At 70.4% G+C, this 16833-nt stretch carries 12 protein-coding genes; 3 read left to right on the plus strand and 9 right to left on the minus strand.

Features of this window, described 5'->3' with window-relative positions:
* Nucleotides 1-3: 3 nt before the first annotated feature.
* The 9 genes from ACWD35_RS37295 to eccB form a co-directional block, all read right to left on the minus strand.
* Complete coding sequence (locus ACWD35_RS37295; protein WP_451355811.1) at nucleotides 4-972, minus strand: serine/threonine protein kinase; 969 nt, start codon at nucleotides 970-972, stop codon at nucleotides 4-6.
* Between the two features lie 116 nt (nucleotides 973-1088).
* A complete protein-coding gene (locus tag ACWD35_RS37300) occupies nucleotides 1089-1391 on the minus strand; it encodes a WXG100 family type VII secretion target (protein WP_451355812.1) in 303 nt (100 codons plus the stop codon).
* Nucleotides 1392-1429: 38 nt separating this feature from the next.
* Complete coding sequence (locus tag ACWD35_RS37305) at nucleotides 1430-1771, minus strand: WXG100 family type VII secretion target (protein ID WP_451355813.1); 342 nt, start codon at nucleotides 1769-1771, stop codon at nucleotides 1430-1432.
* A gap of 112 nt (nucleotides 1772-1883) precedes the next feature.
* Nucleotides 1884-2993, minus strand: coding sequence for a S8 family serine peptidase (locus ACWD35_RS37310; RefSeq protein ID WP_451355838.1), 1110 nt, complete (start codon nucleotides 2991-2993; stop codon nucleotides 1884-1886).
* A gap of 170 nt (nucleotides 2994-3163) precedes the next feature.
* A complete protein-coding gene (locus ACWD35_RS37315; protein WP_451355814.1) occupies nucleotides 3164-5011 on the minus strand; it encodes a hypothetical protein in 1848 nt (615 codons plus the stop codon).
* On the minus strand, nucleotides 5008-5469 hold the full coding sequence (locus ACWD35_RS37320) for a hypothetical protein (RefSeq protein ID WP_451355815.1): 462 nt from the start codon (nucleotides 5467-5469) through the stop codon (nucleotides 5008-5010). Before ACWD35_RS37320 ends, ACWD35_RS37315 begins: the two co-directional genes overlap by 4 nt.
* Before the next feature lie 728 nt (nucleotides 5470-6197).
* On the minus strand, nucleotides 6198-7832 hold the full coding sequence (locus ACWD35_RS37325; protein ID WP_451355816.1) for an IS200/IS605 family accessory protein TnpB-related protein: 1635 nt from the start codon (nucleotides 7830-7832) through the stop codon (nucleotides 6198-6200).
* A gap of 333 nt (nucleotides 7833-8165) precedes the next feature.
* The gene (gene mycP / locus ACWD35_RS37330; protein ID WP_451355817.1) at nucleotides 8166-9446 is read right to left on the minus strand and encodes a type VII secretion-associated serine protease mycosin; all 1281 of its coding nucleotides are present in this window, start codon (nucleotides 9444-9446) and stop codon (nucleotides 8166-8168) included.
* A gap of 1 nt (nucleotide 9447) precedes the next feature.
* Entirely contained in the window at nucleotides 9448-10986 is a 1539-nt protein-coding gene (eccB, locus tag ACWD35_RS37335) for a type VII secretion protein EccB (protein ID WP_451355818.1), read from the minus strand.
* A gap of 197 nt (nucleotides 10987-11183) precedes the next feature.
* Here eccB and eccE point away from each other — a divergent pair, with 197 nt between their 5' ends.
* The 3 genes from eccE to ACWD35_RS37350 all read left to right on the plus strand — a co-directional run bounded on the left by eccE (nucleotide 11184) and on the right by ACWD35_RS37350 (nucleotide 16766).
* The gene (eccE, locus tag ACWD35_RS37340; RefSeq protein ID WP_451355819.1) at nucleotides 11184-12521 is read left to right on the plus strand and encodes a type VII secretion protein EccE; all 1338 of its coding nucleotides are present in this window, start codon (nucleotides 11184-11186) and stop codon (nucleotides 12519-12521) included.
* Between the two features lie 14 nt (nucleotides 12522-12535).
* Nucleotides 12536-13318 carry a hypothetical protein gene (locus tag ACWD35_RS37345; protein ID WP_451355820.1) on the plus strand — a complete coding sequence of 261 codons (783 nt, stop codon included), beginning with the start codon at nucleotides 12536-12538 and terminating at the stop codon, nucleotides 13316-13318.
* A 382-nt stretch (nucleotides 13319-13700) separates the two neighbouring features.
* Nucleotides 13701-16766 carry an SCO5717 family growth-regulating ATPase gene (locus ACWD35_RS37350; RefSeq protein WP_451355821.1) on the plus strand — a complete coding sequence of 1022 codons (3066 nt, stop codon included), beginning with the start codon at nucleotides 13701-13703 and terminating at the stop codon, nucleotides 16764-16766.
* Nucleotides 16767-16833: the final 67 nt, after the last annotated feature.

Consider the following 16833-nt stretch of genomic DNA (forward strand, 5'->3'; position numbering starts at 1 on the left):
TCGTCAGTTCTGGCTGCGGGAGGGATGGGCGGGAGCGGCGGCGAGCGCGGATGCGACGGGGATCTCTGCCGTCAGGACGGCCGCCGACTGATGGGCAAGGGCGGCGATGACGCGACCGGGAAGCCAGCCAGGGCTGAGGAGGGAGGCGGAGGGGTTCTTCGTCCCGCTGTCGTCGGACAGGGCGTCGATCAGCTCGACCAGTTGAGGGCGGGTGCTTGGATCGCCCGAGAGGCACCGGGCGATGACCGCGCGGAAAACGGCGGGAAGTTCGTCCCGTTCAGGTGTCGTATGGCCGGTCGCCGCGTAGGCGAGCGTGGCCCCGAGGGCGTACACGTCCCCAAGGGGGCGCGGGCGCCCGCCAGATGCCTGTTCCGGCGGCAGACTGCCTGCCTCCAGCCCCGGCAGGCCGGAACGGGACGTGCCGTCGGGCGCGGCTGCGCGTACGGCTCCGAAGCAAGTGAGACGCGGCCCGTCGCCGGCGAGCAGGACGGCCGCTGGGGACACTCCAGCGAAGGTCAGCCCCTGTCCGTGCACGATCGCCAGGGTTTCGGCGAGGGCGACACCGAGCGCGCGTACGGTCCGCTCGGGCAGCGGGCCGCCGTGTACGGCGAGGGCCGTCGGCAGCGGCAGGACGGGCACATAGGGATGGGAGTACCAGGCAGCGGGCTCCGCCGAGGAGGCGACCGCGGTGGCGGGGGCCGCGCAGGGGCCGAGGAGGTAGCGCGAGGCTTCGGCTTCCGCCAGGAAGCGCTGGGGATGCTGGGGATCGGAGCCGAGGTGCGGGAGGGAGAGCAGGACGGTGTGTACGCCGTCGACGCTGCGGGCGATGTAGCGCCGCTCGGGGACGGAGATCTTGCTGCGGGGATCGTCGAACGCGGTGATGAGGGTGTACGGGCCCACGCGGCGTGACTTGGCGGGTCTGCCGTTCCCCTCACCGGCGTCTACGGCTGCGGCGCCACCCGTGGCGTGCACGTGCTCGTGTCCCTATCCTGATTCATCGGTCGCTGTTCAGTCGGCTGTACGGGCAAGACTGGAGGTGGGCACCTCCCGTGCGTGCCCACCCCGCCACGGCATTCCGCCGGTCAGCCTTACATGTAGTAGCTGGCGGCCTTCTTGTCGCCACCGAGGTAGTCACCGCCGGCCGCGTGCACGACCTTGCCGATGGCCATCAGGGCCTCGTGGATGCCCGTGGCCTCGCGGTCCCAGGCGGCCTGCTGCTCGGTGTACGCGGTGTGGGCCTCGCCCTCCCACATGCTGGCCACACCGGCGACCTTCTGCTTGATGGCCTCGAGGCTCTCCTCGAGCCGCTTGGCGTGGTCGGCGAGCTGCGTGGCGGTCTGGTCGAGACCGTGGTACGAGACTTCCAGCTCACCGCTGTTGTTGACGCCCATGATTACTCCGTTGCTGAGAAGTGGTGGCCTGGGTGGGATCAGTAGCCGGACAGCGCCGAGTGCGCGCCGCCGAAGTCCACGTCGATGGACTGGACCTGGGCGCGGACCTCGTCTTCCGTGCCGTCCTTGATCTTGCGGGTGGCCGTCATCGCCTCGATGAACTTGGCGAGGATGTTGCCGATGCGGACCATGCGCTCGTTGATCTCGGTCTGCTTGGCGTTGAACGCGCCGGCACCGATGCCCTTCCAGTGACCCTCAAGGCTGTCGATGATGCCCTGGAGTTCCTTCAGCTGGCCCTTGATGCCCTCGAAACGGTGCAGAAGCTCCTTTTCGAGGAGGATAATGTCCTTGTCACTTACCTTCTGGCGCCCTGTTGCCATTTCGATGCCTTTCTTTGTGAACTGACCTTGCCAGGCGCTGAGTCAGGCGTCAGCACTGATGGCAAGCGGACCCCTGCTCACTCGGTGATTGAGCAGGCATTAGGGAAAGCACTCAGGTGTTTCGGCGTGCCCGCAGCACGGCGAAACCGGTGCCCCCGATGACCAGTACAGCTGCTGCGGCGCCGATGATCACCCAGGTCTGGGAGTTGCTGCCGGAACCGGATTCCTTCGCGGCGGCGGAGGTGGAACCGCCGGAGGATCCGATGTCCTTGGTCGGCTGGCCGTCGGACGGCGCGACCGACAGGCTCGGGGTGGCCGTGACGTCTTCGTCCGCGTCCGTTCCGTTCTCGGCGTACAGGGGATCCCTGTTGGCCGGGCCCGGATTGATGTTCTTGTTGATGAGCACTCGACGCGGGCGGATGATGCCGTAGCCGAGGTACGTGCTGGGCTTGTCCTTCGGCCAGGAACGACCCGCAGTGTCGAGGAGCGTCCGGAGGACCTGGTTGGCCGTCCAGTCGGGGTGCACCGACCAGACCAGGGCGGCGGAGGCGGAGGCGATGGCGGAGGCGGGGCTGGTTCCCCAGGTGTCGCAGTACGTGGTGAATGTGCCGTCGCACCAGCCGGGAATGTGGAGGCCCGGCGCCGCGAAGTCGACGTAGTCGCTGCGCGTGGAGAACTTGCCTACCGTTCCGGACTTGTCGATGGCAGACACACCGACAACGTACGGGTCGACGGCCGGATAGTTGCCCTGTTTCTTTTTGTCCCCGTCGTTACCAACTGCGGCAAACATCAGTTTCCCCTTGGAGGCGGCATACTTGATGGCGTCCTCCTCTTCAGAGTCGGGGTACGGGCTACCGAAAGACATATTGATGATCTTCGCGTCACTGTCTGCAGCAGCCCTTATCGCTTCGGCGGAAGAGGCGGTTTTCGCCTCCTCTTTTCCGCCCTTCGCCCCAAGCGCCAGGATGTGGTATGGAACGATCTTCGCTCCCGGCGCCAGCCCCTTGATGCCGCCGCCCGCACCTGTACCGGCAATGACCTCAGCCATGGAAGTGCCATGACCGTCGTAGTCCTTCGTAGCAAGGTACGCGACGGATTTCGGCACTTCATCGACCAGCACCTGACCTTTGAGCGATGAGGTCGCCGGATTCACCCCCGAGTCAATAACGGCGATCTTCACCCCTTTACCGGTGCTATACTTCCATATCTCGTCGGCACCCATGGCGTCCAAATACCACTGCTTCGACTGAATATCGGAGGCCGCCGCGCCGGGAGCCAGGCCGGTCGACACGATGACCAATGTGCCCAGCGCCGAACACACTGCCGCCAGACGTCTCACATTGCGCCTCGCCAGGAGGGCAGTTCTGCTGCCGCGTCGGCCGGTCCCTGGCTTCATGCCTGTGTACGTCCTCGCTGGTTTTCAGTCGCTTGCTGTGGCACATCACGCCGCTGCTTCTGCGGCGGCCGGTACTGTTCCTTCTCGGCAGACCCACCGGTGCGACTGGCCTCACCGTTCGGACTCTGGCGGTTGCCGACCGCATCTCGGCCGAGTGCCGAGCCACCGGCGCTGGTCTCGGAGTCTTTGAGCGTCGAGCCGGCATTGTTCCGGCGCGCGCCGATCACGCCGTCGGGACTGCTTGCCGAGCGCAACACCGCCTGGCCCGCACCAGGTTCCGTCTTGGCCGTGGACGCCCCGACAACCCCTCGCTGCCCAAGAGCGCCCTTCGGCGGCGTGGCGGAGACTGGTTCCTCGGAGCCGACGACCATACCGCGTGGCACACGGGTATTGGACGCCGCTCCAGGCGTACGACCAGGGACTGGCTTGCCGCCTACGACACCGCTGCGCGCCGCGCCGACGGGTCCGGTTGTTCCGGCCCGTCCGGTTGGCGTGTTGGTCACCCTTGGCGTTCCGCCGGTGACACTGCGCCCCACAGGCGATCGTCCGGGCTGCTGAGTGATCCCTCTTGTGGCCGCCTGACCGGCCGGAGTCGCACGTCCAGTGGCACGAGCAGCTTGCCCCAGGGGCTCCTGGGGCACTCGCCCGCTGGCGGTGGCTCGCCCCACAGGACCTTGCGGCGTTCGCCCGCCTCCTGTGCCTGTCGGACCGGTTCGGCCCTGCGCGGACAGGGGCAGGCGGTTGCTCGGGCCATAGCCGGGAGAACGTCCGACGGTCGGCGCGATCGGAGGCGCCATTGGCCCGGGGGGCGGCGGAGGCGTCTGACCTCCACCGCCGACAGTCGGAAGGGTGGGCGCAGGGGGGCCAGGCTGTGTGGTGTGTGCCGGGGGAGGCAATGTGTTCACGGTGTTGATTTCCGTACCGACATCGATGCCCGGATGCCCGCTGGGCTCGTGAACTTCCTTTAGGGGCGGCACCACACCGCCTGTCGCTGTGCCGTGGGGGTTGGTCGCTGTTCCGTCGAGGTCGGTCGCTGTTCCGTGGAAGTCGGTTGCCGTGCCGTGGGGGTCGGTTGCCGTGCCGTGACCACCTGTCACGCTTTCTCGAACCGTTGCCCGTGGTGTCGATGCCCCAGAGCCATATGCGTTACGCCCACCGCCAGAGAAGGATGGCGGCCGGGGCACCCCCACATCCGGAATCCCCTCGATCGCCTTCGGCTCAGGGTTCGCCCTCAACCCCCCTGCAGCCACCGAATAGAACGACCCCAACCGGACCATCTGATTGATAGCGTCCTGACGATCCTTCTCGACCTTCTTGGCGAGCACATAGTCCGTGTTGCTCTCGACCTGCTTGGCCTTGGGCAACGTCCAGGGCCGCTTCTGCTCGTCGGCGGGCCGGGTGTCCCGGGGTGGCATGGAACTGCGCACGGAGGCCAGGCCTGAGGCGGCGGTGGTGATCTCGGTGCCGGCCACGTGTGCGTAGGTCTCAAGGTCCTTGGCGAAATCGAGGAGGCCCTTGGTCCACGTCTGGAACTGTGTGGCGCCCTCTCCCTCCCACTCGGCCAAGACCTTACTGATGTTCCCGCGCAGGTCCGACGCAGCAGTACTGATGGCGTCGCGGGCGTCCCACAGACCCTTGCCGGTCAGCTCCAGATGTTCGGGGTTGGCGTGCTCGACCAGATCGATCATGTCGTTGAGATCGGTGTCATCGAATTGGGTCGAGCCGAGCGGTGTACCCCTGAGCAAGTTCTCGACGCCGCCGACCGCGTTGGCCGCAACGGCTTCTGCGTTCGCCTGCTTCAGGCCGGTCTTGTACTGGGGCTTCTGCTGCCAGTTGTCGCTCACTTGGTACTCACCCCCGCAGACTTCTGGTCAGTGTGCTTCCTCGTGTCCTTCCGCGGCTGCTCGTCCTTCGGCTCGTGCTTGTTCGTCGCCTTCTGGTACTCCTCGTCGAGCTGCGACTTGATCTTCCAGAACCGGCGCCTCACTTCGTCCTCAGTGAGGTCGTACGTGGCATCGGTCGCGTGCGCGGCGAGCGTCAGAGCCTCGATATGCAACCCCAGGGTCTTCGACAGGTACACGAGGCGCTCGTGGACATGTTCGTACTGCGAGTGCAGGTCGTGCGCCTCACCGAACGGGATCTGGGTACCACTGAACGAGGTACGACTGAGAGCGTGATGCGCGATCTTGGACGCGCTGCCCGGAGACTCATCGAACTTGGTCAGGGCCTTGTCGACGTCTTCCTTGAACTTGGACAGCGCTTCGACGCCACGCCTCAGATCCGAGCGGCCACCGTCACCCACCGCGATCCCTTCCCCGTATCCCCGTTTGTACAGCTCTTGACAGACCAGGGAGCACACACCCGCGCTCCCCGCATCTTTCGTCGACCACTGTAGTCACTGTGTAAATCGCGGCCAACTGAGCTCTGCGACAGTTCAGTTGCAATGCCGTCCCGAACTGACCGACTCCGGACCACTCAAGACCGACAACAGGGTCAATCGGGGCAGAAGCTTGTAGGCATCTGCGCAGAAGCTTCACATCCACCCCGTTCGGCCCGCGCCTCCGGCCCGGCAACATGGGAACTTTGCAACCACAAAACCTCCCCCTGTACAGGCAGTTGCCGCGTTGCCGAACAGTTCGACCCACAGGTTGCTCGAGACACCGGATGCAGCCCCCTTCCGAACTTTCATCATGGGACGAGCGGGAGCAACTCAAGGCCCAGGCAGCCGGACAGCGATCGACTCACATGCGCGTCAACCAGTTACCAGCGGACGGTGGTGGGGGACCTCGTGAGGTCAACGAGCTGTTGCGCTTCAACTCCGCCGAACGGACGGTTAGTTCGCCAGGGGCTCGGCGGGCCGCAGACGGGGCTGCCCAACATCTCTACGCCAACTGGGGCGCGGAGTTCAGACGCCTCGGTACCCAGCACATCGGGTGGGAGAGGGGCAATGAAACAAGCCGTACAGCTACCAGGTACTCGGCAGTCTGCTGCGTTACGGCAACTACGACTCACCTACGGCTTCAACCGTTCCTAAAGACTGAGCGGGAGCGAGTCCTGTTGCCAGGACAGCTGCTCAGCCGCGTGCTCCGAACGGTGTTGGGCACGCTGGTCGCCCGCTTTCGCTCCGCGTCCGGGCGGCACGCATCTGGTGCGTGGTCCGGGAATGCGGGGGCGGGGTCCCTCACGCCCCGGGGCACCCGGTCCGGCCTGGGCGGTCCGATGCCCGCAACGATCACTCCGGTCGTTGCGGGGCGGTGCCGTCCGTCGCCGGATCGGGTGCCCGAGGGCGCGTCGTCCGATCGCCACGGCCGCAGCGTCGTGGCGAGTGGTCTTACGGGTCTTCGTGGTGAGGGGCTGTTGCCAGTGCTGGGCGCCCCAGCGGCTGGTGTAGGCGGGGTCGACCGCGACGACGGCGATGTCCTGCTCGGCGGCCATCGCCACCAGCCGGGCCTTCAGCCGCGCGGTCGGGAAACGGGAGATCAGCCGTCGGAAGCGCTTGTTGCGGCCGTGCTTCTCCCGGGATGTGCCGTCGGTGAAGTCCAGATCCTCGATCGCGATCGCCGCGGCCCCACTGTGGCGGGTGTGGTGCAGCAGCCGGGTCAGCGCGTGCCGAATCTGGGCGTCGCGATGCTGGGTGCTGCCGGACAGGTCGTAGAAGAAGCGCCGGGGTTCGCCGACGGGGTTGCCGTGCACGTCCAGGTGCCAGGCGGCGAGGTGGTCGTCGTTCATGTCCACCGCCACCACACCGCGGGCGAGGGCCGCCTCTAGCGGCAGCACGGGGACGGGGGCGCGCTGCCATGAGGCGGTCACATACCAGCGGCCTCGTACGGTGTCGTGGTGGATGCGGTAGGCCACCGCCCGGTCGGCGGTGATCCGGTCCAGCCATTCTCCGGCCCGGTGCTTGAACTCCACGACCGCGTCCAGCACGTACCGGCCGTGCGGGGCGTTGGCGAGACGGGCCAGGGCGGCGGGGAGCCTGATCGAGATGTGCCCAGTGGTGGTGATGCGGATGGTCTCGTTGCCCAGGCGCTTGCCGGACTCCCCGTCGGCGGCCAGGAACATCCGTGCGGCCTGCCAGCGCTGCCGCCACGCCCGCTCGTCCAGCCCGGCCTGGTCCAGGTGATGGCGCAGCCGGGCGAGCTGTTTGCCGCCGCGCAGCACGTGCACCCGGCCCGCCGCCCAGTCCGCCTCCGCCGTGGCCAGCCGGTCCTTGAGTACGTGCACGCGCCGGGACTTGGCATGCCACTCCGCCCGCGAGCCGTAGCCGCGCGGCAGACCCGCCTGCTTGTCGGCCTTGGCGCCCAGCGGCCGGGCGAGGCGGGCCTCAATGGACGTGATCTGCCCGCGCAGCCAGGCCATCTCCACCGCCTGCCCACGCCGCGCGAGCGCCCACTGGTCGTGCGTGGCCTTGGTGATGCTGCCCGCCCAGCGGGCCGACGAGACCCCCGTCAGCGCCCGCTTCCGCGCCGCCCACGCGCCCGCGTCGTGGCCCAGGCCCTGCCGGGACCGCACCGCGAGATCCGCGGCGGCCAGGGAGCCGAGGAGCGCTCCCACCTCGGCCAGCACCGCAGCATCCGTCGCCGACGCACGCAGCCGGGTCCGGACGGCCACCCCCGCCGGGCCGGGCACCACGAACGACGCAGCCAGCTCCCGCAGCCCGCCCAACCCTCACCCCCGTACCTGCGCCGAAGATCCTTTCATCGCATCCAACGACCACCGCCCGGAAAGGTCACACATTCGACGCAAGAATCTCTGTCCCCTTCCAGGCACTCGCGCGCCGCAACACAGAACCACCGGCACACACTCATGCATGCCAGCACTCACTCGGACTCAGCCACACTCCAGCAGCTCCCAACCCCTCCGGCCAACTCGGCACCGGCAACGAACCGCTCAACAGCATCCTGACGGCGCTGGGTCACAGCCTCGAGGCCGCGTCGGGGACGCAGGCCGCCACAAGGAGTGCGGCGGCCACGGCGAAGCCGATCAGTGACATCTTCGTCATGCTCCGGTGCTCGTCCTCAGCTTCCTGCGGCGTGCGTCCCGTACCGCCACCGCTCCCCCGCCGAGGCCCGCCACCAGGACCCCCGCGCCGATGGCGACGTACGTCGCGAGGCGGGCGTTGCGTTCCTCGGGGGTTTCGCCGAGGGTCAGTTTGGCGGCGGTGGGGGCCTCCGCGTGGGTGAGGCCTGTGTCGGGGTGGGGTGACTCGATCGGGTGGTCGTCCTCCGTGAGGGCGCGGACCGGGTCCACGACGCCCCAGCCGACCAGGCGGTCGTGGCCGGCGATGGAGCGTTCGGCGGTCTGCTCGATCTGGGCGACGACCTCGCGGGCCGTCCAGGTGGGGTGCTTCGCTCTGATCAGCGCGGCCACGCCGGCCACGTACGGCGCGGAGAAGCTCGTGCCGTTGTCCGAGCAGTGGCCGCCCTTGGGGACCGTGGAGATCATGTCGACGCCGGGGGCCGCTACGCCTACGAAGTCGCCCGACTGGGAGAAGGCCGCCTTCTCGTTGTTGCGGTCCGAGGCAGCTACGGCCAGGACGCCTTCGTACGACGCCGGATAGGTCTTCTTCACGTTGCCGCCCAGGCCGTCGTTGCCCGCCGAGGCGACGACGACGATCTGCTTCGCCAGCGCTTCGTTGATCGCGTTGTGCAGGTCGACCGCAGGGGCCACGGCGTTCGCGGTGTCCTGCGAGATGTTGATGACCTGGGCCTTGACCTCGATCGCGTGCCGGATGGCGCGGGCCAGCGTGAGGGCCGTGCCGTGGCCCTCGGAGTCGTTCTGCTTGATCGGGATGATCGTGGCCTTGGGGGCCAGGCCCACGAAGCCGGTGCCCGTCATCTGGCGGGCGGCGATGATGCCGGCCACGCGCGTGCCGTGGCCCACGGTGTCCGTGGTGCCGTTGGACTTGCCGCGCTCGAGTTTCTGGCCCTTGCTGTCCTTGGCGGGCAGGTAGTTCGCGCCCAGGGATGACGACACGGCGTGCGTGAGTTGGGGGTTCGTCGTGTCTACGCCCGTGTCGATTACCGCGACCCTCACGTCCTTGCCCTTCGACTGGGTCCACAGCTCGTCGAGGTTGACGCGCTGCAGGGCCCAGGGGGTCCCCGTGTACTTGTGGTTCGACTTGGAGAACGTGCACTCGTCGGAGACCGAGTCCGCGGACGCCGCCGGCGCCGAGAGCACGGTGGCCGTCGTGGCCGTCGTGGCCAGGGCCGCCGCCCACAGGGCGGTACGGCGCCGCGCATACGTGGAGCGCGATCGCAGTCGCGTCAGGGTCCCCATCTCACGAGCCCTGCGGCTGGCGGGCCGCCGCCGTCGACAGGCGGGGGCCCGTCGGCAAGAACTCCGACCAGGCGGCGGGAATCGGGGTGGGGTCCACGCCGGCGTAGCCGAGGCGGGTCTGCGCCAGCTTGGCCTCCTGCTGGAGCTGCTTGCGCTGCTTGGGCGTGATGCCGATGCCGGCGTCGTCGGTGGCGCTGTCGTCGTTGGACTGGAGGGCGTAGCGCAGGCCGGTGTCGGTGACCAGGAAGACGGGGCCCGCCTTGGTCTCCTTGCCCTGGAACTGGCGGTAGAGCTGGCCGGAGCCCGCGGTGACGTACGCGCTGGAGGAACCGGTGGCCAGGACCGCCGGGAAGTCGGTGCTCGCCCAGGTGCTCAGGGTCGTACCGCCGTCCTTGCCGTCGACGTCGCGCAGGACGTTGCAGACGGTGTTGCGGCTGCCCTCGGCCGTGGAGGCCTCGTTGACCGCGCTGGGGGTTTCGGTGGGCCATTTGTGGTCGGTGGCGAAGGGTGCCCCCGGTTGGATCGCGCCCGAGCTGACCTCCTGCGGGTGCCCGTTCTGGCCCAGCTTCACGAGGTCCTGGCTGGCCAGGAGCAGCTGTGCGACGAAGTCGGAGACGTGTGCGACGCGGCCCTTCAGCACCACGTAGTACTGCTCCTGGCCGTTGACCGGCGCCCGGAGCACCATGCCGACGCGGTTGGCGGTGCTGTCCAGCTGGCCGGGGGCGTTCGCCGGGGCGCCGATGGCGCCGGGGATCGTCGGGAAGCTGATCTCCTCGCCCGTGTGCAGGGTCGCCATCCACGCCTGCGTCACCTTCTGGGGCCGGCGGTCGTCGCCCACGAGGGTGCGCAGCAGCAGGGTGTCCGTGCCGTCCACCTGGTACGCCCAGCCCTGCGCGTCCACGACGTACTGCTTGCCGTCCGACGGGGTGGTGACGTACAGCAGTTCGCCGCCGTGCAGCTTCTGCTTGGCGCCCTCGGTCCGGTCCAGGTCGCGCTTGGCCAGGACGAACGCGGCCTTCTGGATGGAGCTGCCGCTGCCGCTGGGGCGTTCGCAGACGGCCCAGTGCTTCTTGGCGCCCGCCTCCTTGTCGGAGGGCAGCCGGTCGGGGGCGTACGGGATGCCGATGGTGACCCCGTGCGGGATCTTGCCGCTGTCGAGGATCGACTCGTCGACGGTGACGACGTCGACACCGCCGCCGCCCTGCGTGTCGAGGACGAGCTTGGCGGACGCCATGTTGAGGACCGGGTGGAGCTGGGTCTTGTGGTCCGTCGTCAACACCACATAGCGAGTGGTGGACTTGCTGGCGATGATCACCTTCTGGCCGGGTTCGTCCCAGCCCTCGGGTGCGGTCGGCTTGAACATGCCCCAGGCCCCGAAGGCCGCGAGAACGACCGCGCCGACGATCGCGCCGGGCACGATCGCGCGCAGCGGTCGCGGCGCCCCCTCGTCCGAGGCATCCGGTGACGACTGCACGAACGACGCGAGCATGCGGCGCTTCGCGAAGGTGTAGGCGTTGAGTTGGTCCCGCCGAGATGCCATCTGTGCCTGTTTCTCCCCGTGTCTCAAGCGGAGCGCGCCCGGGGACCACGCTCCCCCGCCCTCCGTTGTCGGACCCGGCCCCTACTATGCCTGGTACAGAGCGAGTCTCGTGGAGCGGGTAGGGTACCTGGGCCCTCAAGGGCCTTGATCAGTGGCCTGGTTCCCAGGAGTTGTGAGCAAATCGGGGGGATGGAGTGATGGCTTCCGGAACGCGGACGCGAGCGCGCGGCCGTTCGGCGGCACGCGGTCGTACGGCCGGGTCCGCGCCGGTGCCCGGCGGAGGGCCGGAGCAGCGCGGCGCGGCGTCGCCGGCTGTCACGCCCGGCCTCAGGTCCCGGCCGGGTCAGGCCGGTTCGTTCCGTTTGCAACGGCTCGTACTGGTGGAGCTGGCGCTCGCCGTCCTCCTCGTCGGCTGGGTCATCGGGACGCTGGCGCTGGTGCCGGCCGGTGTCGTGGCCGTGGCGCTGGTGCTGCTGGCCTTCGTGCCGCGGCGCGGGCGCTCCGTGCCGGAGTGGCTCTCCACCGCGCGGGAGTTGCGCGCGCGCCGCAAGCGGGCCGCGAGCACGCCGATACCGGCGGGCACGGAGCCCGGCCTGGTCCCGGCGGTGGAGTGCGAGCCGGCCCTGCGCACCCATTCGTACGGCGTCCGCGACCGGCGTCCGGTCGGCATCGTCGGGGACGGGACGTTCGTCACGGCCGTGCTCCAGGTGGAGGCCGACGCGACCGCGCTGCGCGCCGAGCGCAGCCGGCAGCCGCTGCCGCTGGGCCTGGTGCGCGACGCGCTGGAGGTGGACGGCATCCGGCTGGAGTCGGCGCAGATCGTGCTGCACACGCAGCCGGCGCCCGCGCTGCATCTGCCCCAGCAGTCCGTGGCCGTCTCCAACTACCAGCCGCTGCAGGAGCAGACGGGCGCCCCGGCGGTGCGCATCACCTGGATCGCGCTGAAGCTCGACCCCGAGCTGTGTGCGGAGGCGGTGGCCGCGCGCGGGGGCGGTCTGCTCGGCGCGCAGAAGTGTGTAGTGCGGACCGCGGACCATCTGGCGAGCCGGCTGAGCGGCGCCGGTTTCCGCGCGCGCGTGCTGGACGAGGAGGAGCTGGTCGCCGCGCTCGCCACCTCGGCCTGCGCCAACCCGCTGGTCACCGCGGAGGCGGGCCGCAGCGAGACGCGCGAGCGGCGCACGGAGGAGTCCGGGCGGAGCTGGCGCTGCGACAACCGGCGGCATACGACGTACTGGGTCCGGCGGTGGCCCCAACTGGGCGGCGGACGGGGCGAGTCGCTCCCGCAGTTCGTCGCCCGGGTCACGGCGATACCGGCCCTGGCCACGACCTTCAGCCTCACCCTCGCGCACGGGGAGCGGCAGGAGGTCTCGCTGTGCGGGCACCTGCGGGTGACCGGCCGCAGCGACGACGAACTCGTGGCCGCCCGGCGGGCGTTGGAGGCCGCGGCACGCCAGGCCGGTGCCGGGCTCGCCCGGCTCGACCGTGAGCAACTGCCCGGCATGCTGGCCACGCTGCCCCTCGGAGGTGCGCGGTGACGACGATCCCGACGATGAATCCCCAGGCCCCCGGCGCTCCCGGCGCCGGCCCGGGACAGGCACCGGCGGCGTCCGGCCTGCGGGGGACGGTGGAGCGGCTGCGGCACGGGCTGGGGCTGATCGGCCCCCGGCACGGCCGGCACTCGCTGCCCGTCCCGCAACTGGAGTCGCTCGCCCTGCCCATCGGGGACGACGGTGTGGTGGCCGGCGTCGACGCCGAGGGTCAGCCGGCCGTCCTGGGCATCAACCGGCCCACGCCGTACGACGTCGTGCTCATCGGCGGCCTGTGGACCGCGCAGGTGCTGGCGCTGCGTACGGCGGCCACGGGCGCCCGGGTCGCGGTGGAGACGGGCCGGCCACAGGCCTGGATGCAGATGGTGCACGCCATGGGCGGTGGCCAGAACGGCCTCTCGGTGTACGACGTGGGCCGGGTGCCGCCGCAGGGCGCCTCGGCCGGTACGCCCGTGCTGGTGGTGCGGGACTGCGGTATGCGTCCGCCGCGCGGCCGGGTGGTGTCGGGGCCGTGGCAGTCGGTGCTGACCCTGCTGCCGTATCTGAGCCCGGTCGCGCCCCGGCTGCTGCGACAGTCGCGGCTCACCGGTATCCAGCGGGTCTCACCGGACGAGGCCGCGGAACTCGGGCGCACGATGGGGCTGTCCCGGACCGAGGTGGAGTCGCTGCCGGCGCTGCCCGACGGCGTCACGCTGTGGTGCACGGACCGTGACCGGCAGTACGTGCTGACCCAACCCACCGACGCCGAGACCGGATTGCTGGGCACGCCGCGCCGGATGGACTGAACTGACCTTTCCCGTCCCGTTTGTTCGCTGGTCGGGCAGGTCTGGTTTCGTCGCCTGTCCACCACTGCCACCCGATTTGCTCCACGATTTGTTTACGGTTCCTTCGGCGATCCGGTCGACAATACGGAAGGCGTGCAGGGCACTTCGGCCTGCGCTGTGACCGGTGGGTGCATGCCGAGAGGTGGGCGGGCCTGCCGGGGTACGGCTCCGGATGATTAGGCTGGGATCGGGAGCGATGCCAGAACCCGTGACCGGGCGTCGGTGTCCCAGGGGGAAGACCGGTGGATGCGGACTGCCTCGAAACGACTACGGACGACTCGGAACGACACGACATGGTCGCCCCGGCACGGCATGAGGGTGCTCGACCACACCAGGAGGAACTGTGAGCAGCGATCGGGACGGGATGCGCGGGGGCTGGGCCACACCCGGCGATGACCAGCCCGACGCGGAGGCCGTCGAGACCACCGGCGAGTTCACCATCGACTACGCTCCCCCGGCCTGGTACACGCAGAACGCGTCCGGCACGTCCGGCGAGCCGGGGACGCCCGCGGGCGGTATGGGCGACTCGAACGGTTCCGGTATGACGCCGTTCCCGGGCGCACCCGTTGCCCAGCAGCAGAGCACGCCGCCCTCCGGGACTCCGTACGCCCCGCCGCCCCCGGCACCGCCCGTGGCGCCCCCGGCACCGCCCGTGGCGCCCGCGCCGCCCGCGCCGCCCGCGCCGCCCGTCGGGAACCCGGTCCCGATGCCGAAGCTGCCCGAGGGCTTCGAGCTGCAGCAGCCGGTGCCCCAGCCGGAGGCTCCGGCTCCGGCTCCGACTCCGGCTCCGAGTCCGACTCCGGCTCCGGCTCCGTCCGCCTACTCCGCGCCGTCTGCGCCTTCCGTGCCTTCCGTGCCTTCTGTTTCGGGTGAGGCCGAGGCAGAGTCCAGCAACGGGGACCTGGAGAGCGGGGCGACCATGCGGTTCTCCGCGGTCGCGCTGAAGCGTGAGATCGCCGAGATCGCGGAGCGCGCCGCCGCCATGGAGAAGGGCGCGGCGGGCGAGGGCCCGGCGCAGGACGAGGCTTCCGCCGAGGCGATCGCTGACGCGCATGCGGACGCGGACGCCGAGAGCGCTGACGGCGCCGAGGAGGCCGAGGACGTCACCACGGCCGACGAGGCCGCCGCATCGGCCGACGGCACCGTCGAGGACGCCGAGAAGGACAACGCCGAGGAAGCGAGCGAGGACCAGGGCGAGGGCGAGCCCGATGGCGCCGCCGCGGCCGGGGCTCCCGAGGCTCCGGAGGCGGCGGTGTCGCAGGACGACTCCGCCGAGGTCACCGAGTCGGCCGTACCGGAGTCCCCGGCCCTCGCCTCGCAGACCGGCGCGCCCGAGGACAGCACGCCCCAGGACAGCGTCCCGCAGGCCGCCGCCGTACCGCCCGCTCAGCCCGCTCCGCCCGTGCCCCAGGACGCGGTGCCGGCGTGGACGCCGCCGCCCGCGCCGCAGGCCGGCGTGCCCCCGCTGCCGCCCTCCTACCAGCCCGCCGCCCCCAGCCCGGCGGCCCAGTGGCCCGCGCAGCCCGCGCCGCAGCAGCCGGGCCCGATGCCCGCTCAGCCCCAGCCGCAGCCGCAGCCGCAGCCGCAGGCGCAGGGTCCCGGCGGCGTGCCCGGCCAGCAGCCGCCGTTCCAGCCGCAGGCGCCGCAGCCCGCGCCCGCCGCCTGGAACCAGCCGGGCCAGCCCGGTCAGCCGTACGCCCCCGGCACTCCCGTCCCCGGTGCCCCCGCTCCGGGACCGCAGCAGCCCCCGGCCGGCCCGAACCCGCAAGGCGGCTACGGCTTCCCGCAGCCCGGCATGCCCAACCCCCAGCCCCAGCCCCAGCCCAGCGGATACGGCTTCCCCCAGCCCCCGGCGCCCCAGCCGGCCCCCAACGGCCCCACCCCGCAAGGCGGCTACGGCTTCCCGCAGCCCGGCATGCCCAACCCCCAGCCCCAGCCCGGCGGATACGGCTTCCCGCAGGCCCCGGCACCCCAGAACCCGCAGGCCCCTCAGGCCCCCCAGAACCCCCAGAACCCGCAGGGTGTCGACGCCGCCGCCGTCCCGCAGGCCCCTCAGGCCCCGCAGCAACCGGTCGACCCCCGGGCCGGTGCCGCATGGCCGCAGCCGATGCAGCACGACCAGCGGCAGCCGACCAACCCCGGTGCCGCGCCGCTGGGTTACACGGCGGCCGTGGAGCTGTCCTCGGACCGGCTGCTCAACAACAAGAGGCAGAAGGCGAGGAGCGGCCGGCCTACCGCCGCCTCGTCCCGGTTCAAGCTGGGCGGGAAGAAGGAAGAGGCCGAACGGCAGCGGAAGCTGGAGCTGATCCGCACGCCGGTGCTCTCCTGCTACCGGATAGCGGTGATCAGCCTCAAGGGTGGCGTCGGCAAGACGACCACCACCACCGCCCTCGGCTCCACTCTCGCCATCGAGCGGCAGGACAAGATCCTCGCCATCGACGCGAACCCGGACGCCGGTACGCTCGGGCGGCGGGTTCGCCGGGAGACCGGGGCCACCATCCGTGACCTCGTCCAGGCGATCCCGTACCTCAACTCGTACATGGACATCCGCCGGTTCACCTCGCAGGCGCCCTCCGGTCTGGAGATCATCGCCAACGACGTGGACCCGGCCGTGTCGACCACGTTCAACGACGAGGACTACCGGCGCGCCATCGACGTGCTCGGCCGGCAGTACCCGGTCATCCTCACCGACTCGGGCACGGGCCTGCTGTACAGCGCCATGCGCGGCGTGCTCGACCTCGCCGACCAGCTCATCATCATCTCGACGCCGTCGGTGGACGGTGCGAGCAGCGCCAGTACGACGCTGGACTGGCTGTCCGCGCACGGGTACTCCGACCTCGTCTCCCGTTCCATCACGGTGATCTCCGGGGTCCGCGAGACCGGAAAGACGATCAAGGTCGAGGACATCGTGGCGCACTTCGAGACCCGTTGCCGCGGGGTCGTCGTGGTGCCGTTCGACGAGCACCTGGCCGCCGGTGCCGAGGTGGACCTGGACATGATGCGGCCCAAGGTGCGGGAGGCGTACTTCAACCTCGCGGCCATGGTCGCCGAGGACTTCGTACGGCACCAGCAGTCGCACGGGCTGTGGACCAGCGACGGCAACCCGCCACCGGTGGCCGCCCCGCCGATGCCGGGCCAGCCGATGCCGGGTCAGCCCTATCCGCAGGGACAGCCGTATCCGCCTCAGCAGGGCCAGCCGTACGCGCCGGTCCCCGTCCAGGAGCTGTACACCGGGCCGCCGCAGCCCTATCCGGCACAGCCGCAGCAGCCGCACCCGCCGGCCCCGCCGGCCCCGCCGGCCCCGGGCCAGCCCTACCCGCCGCAGGCCCCCGGTCAGCCCTACCCGCCGCAGCAGGGTCACCCGCAGCCTCCGCAGCCTCCTCAGGGGCAGCAGCCGCCCCAGCAGTAGGGCGGCATGAAGAAGGGCGGCCGGTGCGTCTTCCGCACCGGCCGCCCTTTCGCTGCGCGAGGAGGAC

This window comes from Streptomyces sp. NPDC002671 (genome assembly GCF_053592475.1).

Bases quoted from the DNA above. Each gene is read 5' to 3' on its own strand.
- ACWD35_RS37300 (WP_451355812.1), bottom strand. From the start codon at position 1,391: ATGGGCGTCAACAACAGCGGTGAGCTGGAAGTCTCGTACCACGGTCTC.
- ACWD35_RS37305 (WP_451355813.1), bottom strand. From the start codon at position 1,771: ATGGCAACAGGGCGCCAGAAGGTAAGTGACAAGGACATTATCCTCCTC.
- ACWD35_RS37310 (WP_451355838.1), bottom strand. From the start codon at position 2,993: ATGGGTGCCGACGAGATATGGAAGTATAGCACCGGTAAAGGGGTGAAG.
- mycP (WP_451355817.1), bottom strand. From the start codon at position 9,446: ATGGGGACCCTGACGCGACTGCGATCGCGCTCCACGTATGCGCGGCGC.
- eccB (WP_451355818.1), bottom strand. From the start codon at position 10,986: ATGGCATCTCGGCGGGACCAACTCAACGCCTACACCTTCGCGAAGCGC.
- eccE (WP_451355819.1), top strand. From the start codon at position 11,184: ATGGCTTCCGGAACGCGGACGCGAGCGCGCGGCCGTTCGGCGGCACGC.
- ACWD35_RS37345 (WP_451355820.1), top strand. From the start codon at position 12,536: ATGAATCCCCAGGCCCCCGGCGCTCCCGGCGCCGGCCCGGGACAGGCA.